Genomic DNA, 17,343 nt, shown 5'->3' on the forward strand with positions numbered 1-17,343 from the left:
CCCCCCGGCCCCCCGTCGGCCCGGGGGGTCAGCCCCTGTTCAGCCCCTGTTCCTCAGAAGAGCGGCGCCGGCAGCACCCCCTCCAGGGCAAGCAGCGCCCGCTTGGTCTCCAGGCCGCCCCCGAAGCCGCCGATCCCGCCGCCCGCCGCCAGCACCCGGTGGCACGGCACGATCACCGGCAGCGGATTGGCGCCCATGGCCGCGCCCACCGCCCGGGCCGCGTCCCGGTCGCCGACCCGCTCCGCCAGCTCGCCGTAGCCGACCACGCTGCCGAACCGCACGGAGGCCGCCAGCTCCCGCAGCACCTGCCCGGTGAAGCCGGGGGCCAGCGACCAGTCGAGAGGCGTCTCGAAGACCTCGAGCCGACCCTCGAAGTAGGCGTCGAGCTCGGCCCACGCACCGGCCACCAGCGGCCCGGCCACCTGGTCCTCGGCGGCGGGCACCAGCCGGCGCCCCAGCACCCCCTCGAGCCGGGCCAGGGACCGCCGGACGGTGCGGGCGTCCGCGTGGAAGGCGACCAGCACGAGACCCCGCTCGGTGGCGGCGAGCAGCAGCGGCCCGATGGGGGTCTCCCGGACCGACCAGGCCGCTGGGGGTGCCTCCCGGGCCTCCTGCGGCTCCCCGGCACCCGCCGGGGGCCTGGGAGCGTCACGCGTGTCAGGGCTCATGGAGGGCAGCCTAGGCGGCGCCACTGACAGTCCCCGGCGGAGCCGGCCGCCAGGCCGGCACCACCGGGACCCGTCAGTCCTCCAGGCCCTCGCGGACCCGCTCGGGGAAGTTGGTGATGATGCCGTCCACGCCGAGCGCCGCGATCCGCGCCGCCGTCGCCCCGTCGTTGATCGTCCAGGCGTACACCTGGAGCGGCCTGCCGTGCGCGCCCCTGACGTCCTGGATGCCCGCCACGTACTCGGCGGTCAGGTCCCCGTACCGCGGGTTGATCTGGTCGGCGAACTCCGCGTAGTCCGGCACGTCCGCCAGCGACGGCGTGCCGAGGAAGCCGGTGATCACCCGGGGCGACAGCTCGTGCACCGTGCGCACGGAGTCGGCGTTGAAGCTCTGCACCACCAGCCGGTCACCCGGGCGGCCGCGCAGCCAGCCCTCGTCTCCGAGCTCGTCGAGGATCTCCGCCTCGATCCCCGGATAGAGCTCCGGGGCCTTGATCTCGAGCAGCAGGCTCTGCCGGTTCTCCCCCAGCAGGTCGAGGTAGTCCCCCAGAGTGGGCACCGGCTCGTCGGCGAACTCCGCGCCGAACCAGCTGCCGGCGTCCAGTGTGGCGATCTCCGCCGCCGTGAAGTCCGACACGTTCCACGGCGCGCGGTCGGGGAAGAGCTCCTCGACGTTCGTCGTCCGGCTCAGCGTGGTGTCGTGCATCAGCACCAGCTCGCCGTCCGCGCTCCGCTGCACGTCCGTCTCGACCCACTCGGTGTCCAGCTCGTCGGCGGCCTCCACCGCGGCCAGGGTGTTCTCCGGGGCGTGGCCGGAGGCACCGCGGTGCGCCACGATCAGCGGTCCGCGATCCCGGTCGGACGCCAGGACCCCGGCCGTCGGCGCCTTGGCCGGGGTGACGCCGGCCACGGTGGCGGCCACGGTGGCGGCGTCCGCCCGCGCCGGCCCGGGCGCGGAGGCGGCCGGCGAGCCCGGCGCCGCGATGGCTCCCGCGGGCACCAGGACCGCGAGCGTCCCGACCGCGGCGATCCCGCCGAGCCGGCCCCGCAGGAGGGCGGTGAGCAACTTGGGCATGGGGGGACTCCTTGACTCCAGAGCGAATCCCGGGCGGCGGCGAGCGCGCCGTCCGGGCCGGGCGGAACGCGGGAAGCCTCCCCATCACCGGAAACGAGGAGGGAGGACAACGGTTACCGAGAGTTGAACTCGTGGGGGCGACCGGTCGGCCAGCCCGCGTTGTCAGTGCCGAGTCGTACGGTGGGTGTCATGCGGCCCGTTTCTCACATCGAACGTACGGTGACGCCCTTCGAGGTCGTCAGTTCTTACCAGCCAAGCGGCGACCAGCCTTCGGCCATTTCCGAGCTGGAGCGGCGCGTCGGCGGGGGCGAGAAGGACGTCGTGCTGCTCGGCGCCACCGGCACCGGCAAGTCGGCGACCACCGCGTGGATGATCGAGCGGCTGCAGCGGCCCACCCTGGTCATGGCACCCAACAAGACACTCGCGGCCCAGCTGGCCAACGAGTTCCGCGAGCTCCTGCCGAACAACGCCGTCGAGTACTTCGTCTCGTACTACGACTACTTCCAGCCCGAGGCGTACGTCCCCCAGACAGACACCTACATCGAGAAGGACTCCTCGATCAACGAGGAGGTCGAGCGGCTCCGGCACAGCGCGACGAACTCGCTGCTCACCCGCCGCGACGTGGTGGTCGTCGCCTCCGTCTCCTGCATCTACGGCCTGGGCACCCCCCAGGAGTACGTCGACCGGATGGTGGCCCTCAAGGTCGGCCAGGAGATCGACAGGGACGCGATGCTGCGTCGCTTCGTCGACATCCAGTACACCCGGAACGACCTGTCGTTCACCCGCGGCACCTTCCGGGTCCGCGGCGACACGATCGAGATCTTCCCGGTCTACGAGGAACTGGCCGTCCGCATCGAGATGTTCGGCGACGAGATCGAGGCCCTGTCCACCCTGCACCCGCTCACCGGCGAGGTGATCTCGGAGGACGACCACCTCTACGTGTTCCCCGCCTCCCACTACGTCGCGGGCCCGGAGCGGATGGAGCGAGCCATCTCCGGGATCGAGGCCGAGCTGGCCGGCCGGCTGGCCACCCTGGAACAGCAGGGCAAGCTGCTCGAGGCCCAGCGGCTCCGCATGCGCACCAGCTACGACATCGAGATGATGCGGCAGATCGGCACCTGCTCCGGCATCGAGAACTACTCGCTGCACATCGACGGCCGCGAGTCGGGATCCCCGCCGCACACCCTCCTCGACTACTTCCCCGACGACTTCCTGCTGGTCATCGACGAGTCGCACAACACCGTGCCGCAGATCGGCGCCATGTACGAGGGCGACGCCTCCCGGAAGCGCACCCTGGTCGACCACGGCTTCCGGCTGCCGTCCGCCGTCGACAACCGGCCGCTGAAGTGGGAGGAGTTCCTGGAGCGCATCGGGCAGGCGGTCTACCTGTCGGCCACCCCCGGGCCCTACGAGCTCTCCCGCTCCGACGGCGTGGTCGAGCAGATCATCCGCCCCACCGGGCTCATCGACCCCGAGGTGGTGGTCAAGCCCACCGAGGGCCAGATCGACGACCTGGTGCACGAGATCCGCACCCGGGTCGAGAAGGACGAGCGGGTGCTGGTCACCACCCTGACCAAGAAGATGGCCGAGGACCTCACCGACTACTTCCTCGAACTGGGCATCAGGGTCCGCTACCTGCACAGCGACGTGGACACCCTGCGCCGCGTCGAGCTGCTGCGCGAGCTGCGCGCCGGCGAGTTCGACGTGCTGGTCGGGATCAACCTGCTCAGGGAGGGCCTCGACCTGCCCGAGGTCTCGCTGGTCGCCATCCTGGACGCGGACAAGGAGGGCTTCCTCCGCTCCGGCACCTCGCTGATCCAGACCATCGGCCGCGCCGCGCGCAACGTGTCGGGCCAGGTGCACATGTACGCCGACCGCATCACCCCGGCCATGGAGCGGGCCATCGACGAGACCAACCGGCGCCGCGTCAGGCAGATCGCCTACAACGAGGCCCACGGCATCGACCCGCAGCCGCTGCGCAAGAAGATCAACGACATCGTGGCGACCATCGCCCGCGAGAGCGTGGACACCCAGGAACTGCTCGGCTCCGGCTACCGCAGGCAGGACGGCGGCCGGAACGGCAAGGCGCCGGTGCCCGCCGCGTCACGCAAGGGCGGCAAGGGCGGCAAGGAACTCACCGACCGGCCGGTGGCCGAGCTGGCCGAGACCATCGAGGACCTGACCGCCCGGATGCGGGCCGCCGCCGCCGAGCTGCAGTTCGAGATCGCCGCCCGGCTTCGGGACGAGCTCTCCGACCTCAAGAAGGAGCTCCGCCAGATGCGGGAGGTCGGCCTCAAGTAGCGCCCGAGCGGTCAGGGCCCACCCCCTCGGGGGCGGGCCCACGGCTCGCCGTCGGGCCTCAGCGGGTCACCCGGAGCTCGGCGCTCCGTCGCTCGCCGCTGACCGTCACCTCCAGGGTGACCGTGCCGGGGCGCAGGGCGGTGAGCCGCCCGCTCGCCGGGTCGAACGCGGCGACATGGCGGCGGCCCGCCTCCTCGGCCGGGCCGAGGAACAGATCGCGGGAGCCGGCCCAGTCGGCGCTCACCGGGAAGCCCACCGGCACCTCGCGCGCCCCGGTGGCCAGCTCCTGGGTGAGCGTCGCGCCGGCGGACGCCGTCTCGCCGGCCCGCAGCGTCGTCGGGGCGGTCAGGGCGAGCGCGTCCACGTGCGGCCTGGTCTGCACGGTCAGCCAGTCCGGCAGCACCATCTCGGGCGACTGCCTGGCCCGGGCCTGCTCGCCGCGGGTCACCCGGTCCACGCCCACCAGCGCCCACCCCGTGAAGCCGCCCTCGCCCGGCGCGGCCGCCGGCGCCTTGCCCGCGTCCCCGCCGATGAAGTAGGGCACCCCGTCGAGGCGGTAGCCGTCGAAGATCCCCACGTGCGCGCCGAAGAACGCGGCGCCCTTGCCGGTCTCCCGCCGGAACTCCGCCAGCCAGTCCTCCAGCAGCGCGGCCTCCAGCCGGTCCGTCAGCTGGCTCGCCGGCTGCGCCGTGGTGTCGCGCGGCGGCACATGCGTCATGACCACCACGGAGCCGATCGAGCCGTCCTCGGCCGCCGCGTCCAGCTGCGCCCGCAACTCCCTGAGCTGGGCGAAGCCGCCGCCACGCAGGGTCAGCGACGAGGTGTCCAGGGTGACGAAACGGGTGCCCCGGTGGTCGAAGGTGAGCTGGGCGGGCCCGAACTCCTCCTCGAAGCCGTCGACGGAACCGCCCATGACCTCGTGGTTGCCCGGCACGTAGTACCAGGGGACGGCGTCCCCCAGCTCCTCCTCGATCACCCGGCGGGCGAACGCCAGGTCCTCGGGCGACCCCTCGTCCACCCAGTCCCCGTTGATCACCACGAAGTCGGGATCGGCCGCCCGGGCCTCGCGCAGCGTCCGCCGGGCCAGGGCCACGATGTCGCTGTCCGGCGCCCGCGCGACGAACTGGGCGTCCGACACCACGGCGAACCGCCAGTCGCGGCCCGCGGTGTCCGCCGCCGAGCCGATCAGCGGATCGGCCGGGCGCTCCATCTCCGGAAGCGCCACCTCCGGCGGGGTCTGGGCCCGCAGCTCGTCGAAGACGATCTCGTCCGCGTAGCGGGCGTCGGGCCGGGTCTCGGCGAGGTAGAAGCGCCGCACCGACAGCGGGTAGGCCACCCCCTCCGGCACCTCGAAGGTGACCTGACGCCAACCCTCCCAGGTGAGGTGGGGACCGCGCAGCACCTGAGAGACGCCTTGGGCGTCCACCAGGTGGAGCGAGGGCCAGGAGCCGCGGCCGTCGCCCTCGATCCACAGGGTGAAGCTCTGCGGCTGGCCGGCGACCGGGATGTCGGCCCGCGGGGTGGCGTAGGCCGCGCGGGTCGCGGTGGAGAGACCGAAGTCGTAGCGCATCCGCAGCGCCGCGCCCTCCCGGCCGGCCGGCTCGGCGGCCAGTGAGCCATCGGCCCTCGCGTGGCTGAAGGACCAGTCGGCGGCGTTCTCGAAGTCGGCCACCACCGTGTCCTCGAGGCCGACGGTCACGGCCACGCTGGTCCCGACCCCGCCCACGGTCGCGGTGATCAGGCCGGAGGCGGCCCCCGCCGCGGAGACCGCGGCCACGGTGAACCCGCCGGCCGCCGGGTCGGGCTCGACCCGGAACAGGGAGGTGTCGTAGTCGAGGCGCACGTCGGCCGGCTCGACGGGCGCCGTGGAGCCGGCGGCGTCGTGGCCCAGAATGCCGAAGGAACCGGTGGCGGCCGGGTCGGCGAGGCCGACGCGCCGTGTGGTCGGGGCGATCCCGGCGAGGTCGCCGAGCACGGTCAGCTCGATGGAGCCGCTCGCCCGGTGCCGGGACGCGGTCACCTCGACCGTGCCGGGGCGGCGGGCCGTGAAGACGCCGTCGCCGGCCACTGTGCCGGTGCCCGGTCGACCGGAGCGCCAGCGCGGCCCGGCGCCGGGGTCGGCCGGACCGTGGGTCTCGTCGTGGCCGACGGCGGTCAGCCGGCGGGTGAGGCCGGGGAAGACCCGCTCCGGGTGGCCGCCCGGCACCGGGTCGGCGGTGGGCGCCAGCTCCGGGTCCGCCACGGTGCCGACCCGGTAGCCGGTCACCGCGCCGCTGCCCTCCGGCGCCGTGATCGCCAGACCGTTGGGCACCTCCCGCTGCTCGCCGTCGGACGGGCTGTTGACGACGGTGGGCGCGGCCGCGCCCGGGGCCCGGGCCAGCAGGGTGCTCGACCCGCCGCCGTCCAGGTTGAGCGCGCTGTGGGCACCGAGGTCGTCCATCATCAGCGCCAGCTCGGTCAGGGTGACGCCGCCGGAGTGGGCCTGCCGGCCGTCCACGGTCAACACGTACATCTGCTGCCCGTCCCGTGAGAAGCCCACCGCGGTGCGCGGCGCCGTGGCGTTGTTCGGCCGGCCCTCCCAGTTCACCGGCTCTCCGTCGGCCACCAGCACCCCGCGGCCGCCGACCGCGGTGCGCGGCAGCGGTCCGCCGTCGCCGGTGCGGGGCGCGTACTCGGTGGCGACCGGGTCGCCGGCGGCCAGCCCCGCCAGGACGTCGGACCCGGCGTCCCGGCCGAGCAGCACGTAGGAGCCGTCCGGGATGGGGCCGGCGCCCGGCTTCTCGGAGACCGAGACCACCCGGTCGTCGGCCACCACGACCTCGGTGACCTCGACGGCGGCGGAGACCGGCAGCGCCCGGTCGGCCTCGCCCCACAGCGGGGTGTAGAGCCCGATACCGCCGGCCGGGACGGTGGCCGCGTTGAAGCCGGCCAGGTCGGCCTCGCCGGCGGGCAGCGTGAGGGTGCCGTCGAAGTAGAGGTCGAGGACACGGCCGGCGCCGTCCGGGCCGAGGGCGGCGGCCTGGGTGGCGCCGGTGGTGCCGGAGTGGCGCAGCTCGCCGTCGGCGATGCCGGGGCCGAGCGGGGCGCTGGTGGCGTTGATGTCGAAGAAGTCGCCGTTGATGGCGGCCACCGTGGTGCGGCCGTCGCCCGGGTCGTGTGCGGCCACCAGCTCCTCGACGGTGGCCGCCGAGGCGACCGCGTCGGCGGCGAGGTAGTCGACGCGCAGATCGCTCGTCAGGTCGACGCTGAGCGCCTGGGCGCTCAGCCACTTGTCGGACTCCAGGCGCTGGTAGGTGGTCAGCTCGGCGCCGGGCGCGACCGGCAGCTCGGTGCGCGCCAGCTCCATCCCGTCGCCTTCGGCGACCGAGGCCGGGCGGGCCGTGGCGCCGGCCGACGGCGGGGCCGGCACGGCGACCAGCGCCGCCGCGGCCCCGAGCGCGAGCAGTGAACGGACACCACGTCTCCCGTGTGCGGCGGTTCGTGACACCGGAACTCCCTTGGACGCTTGCCGCGTCGGCGCCGGGCGCGCCGACCGCCGCTCAGCGTTCCAAGGGAGAACCGGTTCTCGCCAGAGGGCCGTCGCTAACTCTGAGGGAACAACTCCTCCGGCCTCGACGTCCGTTACAGGGTGTCAGCTCCGCTTGGCGGCGGCCCGCTTCGGCCGGGCCGCCCCGCCCGCGGCGGACCTGCGGCCGGTGGGGGCCGGCGATCCGGCGGACGGAAGGTCGCCGAGCAGGTCGCGGAGGAACTTGCCGGTGTGGCTGGCCGGCTCCGAGGCGACCTCCTCCGGCGTGCCCTGGGCGACGACCTGGCCGCCGCCCGAGCCGCCCTCGGGGCCCATGTCCACGACCCAGTCGGCGGTCTTGATCACGTCCAGGTTGTGCTCGATGACGATCACCGTGTTGCCCTTGTCGACCAGGTCGGACAGCACCGAGATCAGCTTCCTGATGTCCTCGAAGTGGAGACCGGTGGTCGGCTCGTCCAGCACGTAGACGGTGCTGCCGGTGGAGCGCCGCTGGAGCTCGGCCGCCAGCTTGACCCGCTGGGCCTCGCCGCCGGACAGGGTGGGCGCCGACTGGCCGAGCCGCACGTAGCCGAGGCCGACGTCCCGCAGGGTGCGCAGGTGGCGGGCGATGCCGGGGACGGCCTCGAAGAAGTCGAGCGCCTCCTCGATCGGCATGTCGAGCACCTCGGCGATGGACTTGCCCTTGAAGTGGACCTCCAGCGTCTCCCGGTTGTACCGGGCGCCGTGGCAGACCTCGCACGGCACGTACACGTCGGGCAGGAAGTTCATCTCGATCTTGATGGTGCCGTCGCCCGAGCAGTTCTCGCAGCGGCCGCCCTTGACGTTGAACGAGAAGCGGCCGGGCTGGTAGCCGCGGACCTTGGCCTCCGTGGTCTCCGCGAAGAGCCGGCGGACGTGGTCGAAGACACCCGTGTAGGTGGCCGGATTGGACCGCGGGGTGCGGCCGATCGGCGACTGGTCGACGTGCACCACCTTGTCGACCAGGTCGTCGCCGGTGATCCGGGTGTGCCGCCCCGGCACGGCCCTGGCGCGGTTGAGCTCGCGCGCCAGGTGGGTGTAGAGGATGTCGTTGACCAGCGTGGACTTGCCGGATCCCGAGACGCCGGTGACGGCGGTCAGCACCCCGACCGGGAAGCTGACGTCGACGTCCTTGAGGTTGTGCTCGCGGGCGCCGTGCACCGTGAGCTGGCGCTTGCGGTCCACCGGGCGCCGCTCGGCCGGCGTGGGGATCGAGCGGGCCCCGGACAGGTACTGGCCGGTCAACGACTCCTCGTTGGTCAGCAGCTCGGCCAGCGGCCCGCTGTGCACCACCTTGCCGCCGTGCTCGCCGGCGCCCGGGCCGATGTCCACCACCCAGTCGGACGTGCGGATGGTGTCCTCGTCGTGCTCGACGACGATCAGCGTGTTACCCAGGTTGCGCAGGCGGACCAGCGTCTCGATCAGCCGGTGGTTGTCCCGCTGGTGCAGGCCGATGGACGGCTCGTCCAGCACGTAGAGGACGCCGACCAGACCGGAGCCGATCTGGGTGGCGAGCCGGATGCGCTGGGCCTCGCCGCCCGAGAGGGTGCCGGCGGCGCGGTCGAGCGACAGGTAGTCGAGGCCGACGTCGACCAGGAACCGCAGCCGCTCGTTCACCTCCTTCAGCACCCGCTCGGCGATGGTCTTCTCGCGGTCGGTCAGCGTCATCTCGCGCAGGAAGTCGGCGCAGGCGCTGATCGACATCCCGGCCACGTCGGCGATGGACCGCCCCTGCACCGTGACCGCGAGCACCAGCGGCTTCAGCCGGGTGCCGTGGCAGGCCGGGCAGGGGGCCTCCCGCATGTAGCCCTCGAAGCGCTCCCGGCTGTTGTCCGTCTCGGCCTCGGCGTACCGGCGCTGGACGAAGGGGATCACGCCCTCGAAGGCCGTGGTGTACGCGCGCTCCTGGCCGTGCCGGTTCTCGTACCTGACCTCGATCTTGGACTTGTGGCCCCCCAGGATCGCCTTGCGGGCGCGCTGCGGCAGCCCGGCCCAGGGGATGTCGGTGCGGAAGTTCAGTGCCTTGCCGAGGGCGCCGAGCAGCAGGTTGAAGTAGCCCCTGGTCTGCCCGTGCGACCAGGGGTGGATCGCGCCCTCCTCCAGGGTCTTCTCCGGGTCGGGCACGATCAGCTCGGAATCCACCTCCATGCGGGTGCCGAGCCCGGAGCACTCGGGACAGGCGCCGAAGGGGGAGTTGAACGAGAAGGAGCGCGGTTCGAGCTCCTCGAAGGACAGGTCGTCGTACGGGCAGTAGAGGTGCTCGGAGAACATCCGCTCGCGCTGCGGGTCGTCCGCCGGCAGGTCCACGAAGTCGAGGATCACCATGCCGCCGGACAGGCCGAGAGCCGTCTCCACCGAGTCCGTCAGCCGGCGCTTGGCGCTCTCCTTCACCGTGAGCCGGTCGACGACCACCTCGACGGTGTGCTTCTCCTGCTTCTTCAGCTTGGGCGGCTCGACCAGCTGGATCGTCTCGCCGTCCACCCGTGCCCGGCTGTAGCCCTTGGTCTGCAGGTCGGCGAAGAGGTCGACGAACTCGCCCTTGCGCTCCCGCACCAGCGGCGAGAGCACCTGGAAGCGGCTGCCCTCCTCCAGGGCGAGCACCTTGTCCACGATGGCCTGCGGCGACTGCCGGGCGATCGGGCGGCCGCACTCCGGGCAGTGGGGGCGCCCGATGCGGGCGAAGAGCAGCCGCAGGTAGTCGTAGACCTCGGTGATCGTGCCCACGGTGGAGCGCGGGTTGCGCGAGGTCGACTTCTGGTCGATGGAGACCGCGGGGGACAGGCCCTCGATGAAGTCCACATCCGGCTTGTCCATCTGCCCGAGGAACTGCCGGGCGTACGAGGACAGCGACTCGACGTAACGCCGCTGACCCTCGGCGAAGATCGTGTCGAAGGCGAGCGAGGACTTGCCAGAACCCGACAGCCCGGTGAAGACGATGAGCGAGTCGCGAGGCAGGTCGAGCGAGACGTTCCGCAGATTGTGCTCGCGAGCGCCACGAACGATGAGTCGGTCGGCCACTCCGGATGGCACCTTTCGTGTGAATCCCGGACCGCCCGCGGGACACGGGCGACCCGTCCAAGGGTATGGGTGGCATCTGACAAATGTCCCCCGGATGCCTCGGGTCCTGCGCCCCGCAGCCTATAGCACGGGCGTTCGATTCTCGGAAGTTTCCCGCCACCTTCACTCGAAGGTGTGAGGAGATAGCGTGTGATCATGACCGGACCCGCAGCCGACCTCGCCGGCCTCCAGGACGCCACCGAACGCCTCGTCGCCGACGTCGCCACCCTGGACGACGCCGCTGTCGCCCAGCCGTCCCGCCTCCCGGGCTGGACCCGCGGCCACGTCCTCGCCCACCTCGCGCGCAACGCCGACGCCCTGGTCAACGTCTTCCACGGCCGCCCCATGTACGCCAGCGCCGAGGCCAGGAACGCCGACATCGAGCGCGACGCCCACCGCCCCCTCGCCACCCACGTCGCCGACCTGCGCGACAGCGCCGACCGGCTGGCCACCACGGCCGCCGGGCTCACCGACGACGACTGGCGGGCCACCGTGACCCTCCGGGACGGCATGCGGGACGTCGCCTCCGTCATCCCCCTCCGCCGCTGGGTCGAGATCGAGCTCCACGGTATCGACCTGGACGCCGGCCACACCGTCGCCAGCCTGCCGAGCGCCTTCCTCGACCGCGCCCCCGCCTACCTCGCCCGGCGCCTCGCCGGCCACCCGGCCGTGCCGCCCCTCGAACTCCGCGCCGAGGACGGCCGCACCTGGCGCACCGGCCGCGCCGGCGACTCGCCCCGGATCATCGTCGGCACCGCCGCCGCCCTCGTGGGCTGGCTCAGCGGCCGTACGCCCGGCAGCGGCCTCACCGCCGCCGAACCACTGCCCGAGCTGCCGGGGCTCTGACCGTCCGTCCCCGACCTGTAGCAGACTGACCGCCATGGCCTACACCGGAAACGTCGCGGTCGGGGAGCCGGCCGACGCCCACGAGCTCGCCAAGCTGATCATCTCCAAGGTCGCCGTCGGCCCCATGGAGAACAACGCCTACCTGCTGCGCTGCCGGGCGACCGGCGAGCAACTGCTCATCGACGCGGCCAGCGAGGCGCCCACCCTGCTCAACCTGATCGGTCAGGACGGCCTCGCCACCGTCGTCACCACCCACCGGCACGGCGACCACTGGCAGGCGCTCAGCGCCGTCGTCGACGCCACCGGCGCCCGCACCCTCGCCGGCCGCCACGACGCCGAGGGCATCCCCGTGCCCACCGACGTCCTCGTCGACGACGGCGACGAGATCACCGTCGGCGAGTGCCGGCTCACCGCCCGCCACCTCGTCGGCCACACCCCCGGATCCATCGCGTTGGTCTACGACGACCCCGAAGGGCACCCGCACGTCTTCACCGGCGACTGCCTCTTCCCCGGCGGCGTCGGCAACACCCACGACGACCCCGAGGCGTTCGCCACCCTGCTGCGCGACGTCGAGACCAGGCTCTTCGACCAGCTCCCCGACGAGACCTGGGTCTACCCGGGGCACGGCTCCGACACCACCCTGGGCGCCGAGCGCCCCAAGCTCCCCGAATGGCGCGAACGCGGCTGGTAACCGGCCAAGGTCACTGACTGTCAGCCCCCGGCAGTAGGGTTTGGCTCATGGCCGATCCATCCAGCTACCGCCCGCAGCCGGGCGAGATCCCCGACTCGCCGGGCGTCTACCGCTTCCGGGACGACCACCGTCGGGTGATCTACGTCGGAAAGGCCAAGAGCCTGCGCCAGCGGCTCTCCTCCTACTTCCAGGACCTCGCGGGGCTGCACCCCAGGACGGCCACCATGGTCACCACCGCGGCCTCCGTCGAGTGGACGGTGGTCGGCACCGAGGTCGAGGCGCTGCAGCTCGAGTACTCGTGGATCAAGGAGTACGACCCCAGGTTCAACGTCAAGTACCGCGACGACAAGAGCTATCCCTCGCTCGCCGTCACCATGAACGAGGAGATCCCCCGGGCCCAGGTGCTGCGCGGCCCCAAGCGCAGGGGCGTGCGCTACTTCGGCCCCTACGGCCACGCCTGGGCCATCCGGGAGACGGTCGACCTGCTGCTGCGGGTCTTCCCCATCCGCACCTGCTCCGCCGGGGTGTTCAAGCGCGCCAGGGCGGTGGGCCGCCCTTGCCTCCTCGGCTACATCGACAAGTGCTCCGCCCCCTGCGTCGGCCGCGTCACCCCCGAGGAACACCGGGCGCTCGCCGAGGAGTTCTGCGACTTCATGGCCGGCCGCACCGGCACCTACCTGCGCCGCCTCGAGCAGGAGATGCACGAGGCGGCCGAGGACCTGGAGTACGAGCGCGCCGGCCGGCTGCGGGACGACATCGAGGCGCTGCGGCGCGCCATGGAGAAGAACGCGGTGGTCCTCGCCGACGCCACCGACGCCGACCTCATCGCCCTCGCAGCGGACGAGCTCGAGGCCGCCGTGCAGATCTTCCACGTCCGCGGCGGCCGGGTGCGCGGCCAGCGCGGCTGGGTCACCGACCGGGTCGCCAACATCTCCACGGCCGAGCTGGTCGAGAGCGCCCTCACCCAGCTGTACGGCGAGGAGCGCGGCGAGTCGGTGCCCCGCGAGGTGCTGGTGCCGGTGCTGCCCGAGCCCGCCGAGCCCGTCGCCGAGTGGCTGGGCGAGCGCCGCGGCTCCCGGGTCGGCCTGCGGGTGCCCCGCCGCGGCGACAAGAAGGACCTGATGACCACCGTGGAGCGCAACGCCAAGCAGGCGCTCGCCCTCCACAAGACCAAGCGGGCCTCCGACCTCACCACCCGCTCCCGCGCCCTGGAGGAGATCGCCGAGGCCCTCGGCCTCGACTCGGCGCCGCTGCGCATCGAGTGCTTCGACATCTCCCACCTCCAGGGCGACGACGTGGTCGCCTCCATGGTCGTCTTCGAGGACGGCCTGGCCCGCAAGAGCGAGTACCGGCGGTTCCAGATCAGGAGCTTCGCCGGTCAGGACGACGTCCGCGCCATGCACGAGGTGGTCTCCCGGCGCTTCCGCCGCTATCTCCGCGAGCGCGAGAAGACCGGCGAGTGGGCCGTCGAGGAACCGGAGGACGATGCTCCGGCGTCCTTCCGCACGGAGGACGGCCGGCCCAAGCGCTTCGCCTACCCGCCCCAGCTCGTGGTGGTGGACGGCGGGCAGCCCCAGGTCGCCGCCGCCCGCCGCGCGATGGACGAGCTCGGCATCGACGACGTCGCCGTCTGCGGCCTCGCCAAGCGCCTCGAGGAGGTCTGGCTGCCCGGCGACGACGACCCGGTGATCCTGCCGCGCACCAGCGAGGGCCTGTACCTGCTCCAGCGCGTCAGAGACGAGGCCCACCGCTTCGCGATCCGCTATCAGCGGGGAAAGCGGTCACAATCGATAAGGAAGGGTCCCCTCGACACCGTCACCGGACTCGGGGAGACCCGCAAGAAGGCCCTGCTCAAGCACTTCGGCTCGGTCAAGCGGCTCCGCGCCGCCACGATCGAGGAGCTCTGCGAGGTGCCGGGCATCGGCCGCAGGACCGCGGAGACGGTCGCCGCCGCGCTCGCCGAGGGCGGCCCGGCCGCCCCGGCGGTCAACACCGCCACCGGCGAGATCGTCGACGACTGAGCCGGTGGCCACGCCGGCGGCCGGCGTCCGGCCGGCGCGGCCCACCCACGCGACCCACACGAAAAGAAGGACAGGCGGGGGACAGCAGACATGAGTGAACAGACAAGAGGCGAAGATCAGACCCCACCGCCGGGCAACGGCGGCGACGAGGTCACCACCACACCCGAGCTGGTGATCATCACCGGCATGTCGGGCGCCGGCCGCAGCACCGCGGCCAAGTGCCTCGAGGACCTCGGCTGGTTCGTGGTGGACAACCTGCCACCGGCCCTGATCCCGACCATGGTCGACCTCGGCGCCCGCTCCCAGGGCAACGTGGCGCGGATCGCCGTCGTGGTCGACGTCCGCGGCCGCAGCTTCTTCGACAGCCTCCGCGAATCCCTGACCGACCTGGCGGCCAAGGGCGTCACCCGCCGCGTCCTCTTCCTCGAGGCCTCGGACAACGCCCTCGTGCAGCGTTTCGAGTCGGTCCGCAGACCGCACCCGCTCCAGGGCGACGGCCGGATCGTCGACGGCATCGCCGCCGAGCGCGACCTGCTCCGCGAGCTCCGCGGCGACGCCGACCTGGTGATCGACACATCCAACCTCAACGTGCACGAGCTCCGCGCCAAGATGGACGCCCAGTTCACCAGCGGCGACGAGCCGGAGCTGCGCGCCACCGTGATGTCCTTCGGCTACAAGTACGGCCTCCCGGTGGACGCCGACCACGTCGTGGACTGCCGGTTCCTGCCCAACCCGCACTGGGTGCCCGAGCTGCGGCCGTTCACCGGCACCAGCGAGGAGGTCGCCGGCTACGTGTTCGACCAGCCGGGCGCCAAGGAGTTCCTCGACCGCTACGCGGAGCTCCTCCAGCTGATCGCCTCCGGCTACCGCCGCGAGGGCAAGCGTTACGTCACCATCGCCGTCGGCTGCACCGGCGGCAAGCACCGCAGCGTCGCCATGTCCGAGCGGCTGGCCCGCCGGCTGGCCGCCGAAGGGATCGAGACGGTCGTGGTCCACCGGGACATGGGGCGCGAATAGGAATGCCACGCAAGGGCGTCCGGCAGCGCCGGACAGCGGACGGGGTCGGGCACGCCCGGCGGGGCATGCGGCAGCTGCGGGGCGGTCGCCGCGCCCAGCCCAAGGTCGTCGCGCTCGGCGGTGGCATGGGCCTGGCGGCCTCGCTCGCCGCGCTGCGCCGGATCACCGGCGACCTGACGGCCGTCGTCACCGTCGCCGACGACGGCGGGTCGAGCGGCCGGCTGCGTGCCGAGCTCGGCGTGCTGCCCCCCGGCGACCTCCGCAAGGCGCTGGCCGCGCTCTGCGGCGACGACGACTGGGGCCGCACCTGGTCCGAGGTGGTGCAGCACCGCTTCAAGAGCGAGGGCGCGCTGCACGACCACGCCGTGGGCAACCTGCTGATCGTCGCCCTCTGGGAGCAGCTCGGCGACCACGTACGCGCCCTGGACCTGGTCGGCAAGCTGCTCGGCGCGCACGGCCGGGTGCTGCCCATGTCCGCCGTCCCGCTGGAGCTCGAGGCCGTGGTCCGCGGCCACGAGCCGGCCCGCCCCGAGGAGCTGAGCCGGATCCGGGGCCAGGTCGCCGTCGCGCTCACCCCCGGCGAGGTACGCGAGGTGGTGCTGGTGCCGGGGGCCCCGCCGGCCGTCCCCGAGGCCGTCGAGGCGGTGCTCGACGCCGACTGGGTGGTGCTCGGGCCGGGCTCCTGGTTCTCCTCCGTCATCCCGCACCTGCTCGTCCCCGACCTGCTCGACGCGCTCACCCGCACCAAGGCCCGGCGCGTGCTCTCCCTCAACCTCGCCCCACAACCCGGCGAAACTGATGGCTTCTCCCCGCAGCGTCATGTGGAGGTTTTGGTACAACACGCCCCTAAACTCGCCTTCGACGTGGTGCTGGCAGACCAGGCCGCCGTCCCGGACCAGGAGAGCCTGAGCCGGGCCGCCGAGCGCCTGGGGGCCAGGGTTCAGCTGGCGCCGGTGGCCGCCGCCGGGGATCTGCCCGACGGGGCGGTGCCTCCGAGGCACGACCCGGAGCTGCTCGCGGCCGCGTACGACCGTATTTTCCGGATGCATGGAAGGATCGGCCCATGGCGATGACGGCTGCGGTGAAGGACGAGATCTCGCGGCTTCCCGTCACCCGCACCTGCTGCCGCAAGTCGGAGGTGTCGTCGATCCTGCGCTTCGCGGGCGGCCTGCACCTGGTCAGCGGGCGGATCGTGATCGAGGCCGAGTTGGACACGGGGATCGCCGCCCGGCGGCTGCGCCGGGACATCCTGGAGATCTTCGGCCACACCTCCGACCTGGTGGTGATGGCCCCCGGCGGGCTGCGCCGTGGCAGCCGCTACGTGGTCCGGGTGGTGGCCGGCGGCGACCAACTGGCCCGCCAGACCGGCCTGGTCGACGGCCGCGGCCGCCCCATCCGCGGCCTGCCACCACAGGTCGTCTCCGGCGCCACCTGCGATGCCGAGGCCGCCTGGCGCGGCGCCTTCCTCGCCCACGGCTCGCTGACCGAGCCCGGCAGATCCTCGTCGCTCGAGGTCACCTGCCCGGGCCCCGAGGCCGCCCTGGCCCTGGTCGGCGCGGCGCGCCGGCTGCAGATCGGCGCCAAGGCCCGCGAGGTCCGCAGCGTCGACCGCGTCGTCGTCCGGGACGGTGACGCCATCGGCGCCCTGCTGACGCGGCTCGGCGCCCACGAGTCGGTGCTGGCCTGGGAGGAGCGCCGGATGCGGCGCGAGATCAAGGCCACCGCCAACCGCCTCGCCAACTTCGACGACGCCAACCTGCGCCGCTCCGCCCGTGCCGCCGTCGCCGCCGGCGCCCGCGTCCAGCGGGCCCTGGAGATCCTCGGCGAGGAGGTGCCCGACCACCTGGCGGCCGCCGGCCGGCTGCGCATGGATCACAAGCAGGCGTCCCTGGAGGAGTTGGGCGCCCTGGCCGAACCGCCGCTCACCAAGGACGCGGTCGCCGGCCGCATCAGGCGGCTGCTCGCCATGGCCGACAAGCGGGCGCAGGACCTGGGCATTCCCGAGCAGGTCGACCGTCCAGTCCAGCACGCCGGTGCCGGCCAGTGTGGGGAACGCCCGCAGCAGCGGCGCGGGCGGGCCGAAGGCCAGGGTGAGCCCCGACGGTTCGCCCGACGTGTCAGGCGCC

General features: G+C 73.0%; 11 protein-coding genes. 7 read left to right on the forward strand and 4 right to left on the reverse strand.

The window, feature by feature from the left end; translation table 11 throughout:
- Positions 1–53: 53 nt before the first annotated feature.
- Both E1283_RS13535 and E1283_RS13540 read right to left on the reverse strand, forming a co-directional pair.
- On the reverse strand, positions 54–668 hold the full coding sequence (locus E1283_RS13535; protein WP_132818260.1) for a methylated-DNA--[protein]-cysteine S-methyltransferase: 615 nt from the start codon (positions 666–668) through the stop codon (positions 54–56).
- Positions 669–741: 73 nt separating this feature from the next.
- Positions 742–1,740 (reverse strand): glycerophosphodiester phosphodiesterase, encoded by a 999-nt coding sequence (locus E1283_RS13540; RefSeq protein ID WP_132818261.1) that lies wholly within the window; start codon positions 1,738–1,740, stop codon positions 742–744.
- Positions 1,741–1,929: 189 nt separating this feature from the next.
- Here E1283_RS13540 and uvrB point away from each other — a divergent pair, with 189 nt between their 5' ends.
- The gene (uvrB, locus tag E1283_RS13545; RefSeq protein ID WP_132818262.1) at positions 1,930–4,041 is read left to right on the forward strand and encodes an excinuclease ABC subunit UvrB; all 2,112 of its coding nucleotides are present in this window, start codon (positions 1,930–1,932) and stop codon (positions 4,039–4,041) included.
- A gap of 58 nt (positions 4,042–4,099) precedes the next feature.
- On the opposite strand, the gene E1283_RS13550 is transcribed toward uvrB, so the two are convergent.
- Positions 4,100–7,387 (reverse strand): phosphodiester glycosidase family protein, encoded by a 3,288-nt coding sequence (locus E1283_RS13550; RefSeq protein ID WP_207930387.1) that lies wholly within the window; start codon positions 7,385–7,387, stop codon positions 4,100–4,102.
- A gap of 285 nt (positions 7,388–7,672) precedes the next feature.
- On the reverse strand, positions 7,673–10,603 hold the full coding sequence (gene uvrA, locus E1283_RS13555) for an excinuclease ABC subunit UvrA (RefSeq protein ID WP_132818264.1): 2,931 nt from the start codon (positions 10,601–10,603) through the stop codon (positions 7,673–7,675).
- A 195-nt stretch (positions 10,604–10,798) separates the two neighbouring features.
- Here uvrA and E1283_RS13560 point away from each other — a divergent pair, with 195 nt between their 5' ends.
- From E1283_RS13560 to whiA, 6 genes are all read left to right on the forward strand, one after another.
- Complete coding sequence (locus E1283_RS13560) at positions 10,799–11,488, forward strand: maleylpyruvate isomerase family mycothiol-dependent enzyme (RefSeq protein ID WP_132818265.1); 690 nt, start codon at positions 10,799–10,801, stop codon at positions 11,486–11,488.
- Positions 11,489–11,522: 34 nt separating this feature from the next.
- On the forward strand, positions 11,523–12,179 hold the full coding sequence (locus E1283_RS13565; RefSeq protein WP_132818266.1) for an MBL fold metallo-hydrolase: 657 nt from the start codon (positions 11,523–11,525) through the stop codon (positions 12,177–12,179).
- A 47-nt stretch (positions 12,180–12,226) separates the two neighbouring features.
- The gene (gene uvrC, locus E1283_RS13570) at positions 12,227–14,200 is read left to right on the forward strand and encodes an excinuclease ABC subunit UvrC (protein WP_132818267.1); all 1,974 of its coding nucleotides are present in this window, start codon (positions 12,227–12,229) and stop codon (positions 14,198–14,200) included.
- Between the two features lie 90 nt (positions 14,201–14,290).
- Positions 14,291–15,217 (forward strand): RNase adapter RapZ, encoded by a 927-nt coding sequence (gene rapZ / locus E1283_RS13575; protein ID WP_243744819.1) that lies wholly within the window; start codon positions 14,291–14,293, stop codon positions 15,215–15,217.
- 2 nt (positions 15,218–15,219) lie between these two features.
- Positions 15,220–16,290 carry a gluconeogenesis factor YvcK family protein gene (locus E1283_RS13580; protein WP_425086167.1) on the forward strand — a complete coding sequence of 357 codons (1,071 nt, stop codon included), beginning with the start codon at positions 15,220–15,222 and terminating at the stop codon, positions 16,288–16,290.
- Positions 16,281–17,343: DNA-binding protein WhiA (gene whiA, locus E1283_RS13585; protein ID WP_243744820.1), on the forward strand; the 1,063-nt coding region annotated here is incomplete at its 3' end. The genes E1283_RS13580 and whiA, both read left to right, overlap by 10 nt.

This window comes from Streptomyces hainanensis (genome assembly GCF_004348415.1).
Classification (GTDB): Bacteria; Actinomycetota; Actinomycetes; order Streptomycetales; family Streptomycetaceae; genus Streptomyces; species Streptomyces hainanensis.

Bases quoted from the DNA above. Each gene is read 5' to 3' on its own strand.
- E1283_RS13550 (WP_207930387.1), bottom strand. From the start codon at position 7,387: ATGGAGCTGGCGCGCACCGAGCTGCCGGTCGCGCCCGGCGCCGAGCTG.
- E1283_RS13540 (WP_132818261.1), bottom strand. From the start codon at position 1,740: ATGCCCAAGTTGCTCACCGCCCTCCTGCGGGGCCGGCTCGGCGGGATC.
- uvrC (WP_132818267.1), top strand. From the start codon at position 12,227: ATGGCCGATCCATCCAGCTACCGCCCGCAGCCGGGCGAGATCCCCGAC.
- E1283_RS13535 (WP_132818260.1), bottom strand. From the start codon at position 668: ATGAGCCCTGACACGCGTGACGCTCCCAGGCCCCCGGCGGGTGCCGGG.
- rapZ (WP_243744819.1), top strand. From the start codon at position 14,291: ATGAGTGAACAGACAAGAGGCGAAGATCAGACCCCACCGCCGGGCAAC.
- uvrB (WP_132818262.1), top strand. From the start codon at position 1,930: ATGCGGCCCGTTTCTCACATCGAACGTACGGTGACGCCCTTCGAGGTC.
- E1283_RS13580 (WP_425086167.1), top strand. From the start codon at position 15,220: ATGCCACGCAAGGGCGTCCGGCAGCGCCGGACAGCGGACGGGGTCGGG.
- E1283_RS13560 (WP_132818265.1), top strand. From the start codon at position 10,799: ATGACCGGACCCGCAGCCGACCTCGCCGGCCTCCAGGACGCCACCGAA.
- E1283_RS13565 (WP_132818266.1), top strand. From the start codon at position 11,523: ATGGCCTACACCGGAAACGTCGCGGTCGGGGAGCCGGCCGACGCCCAC.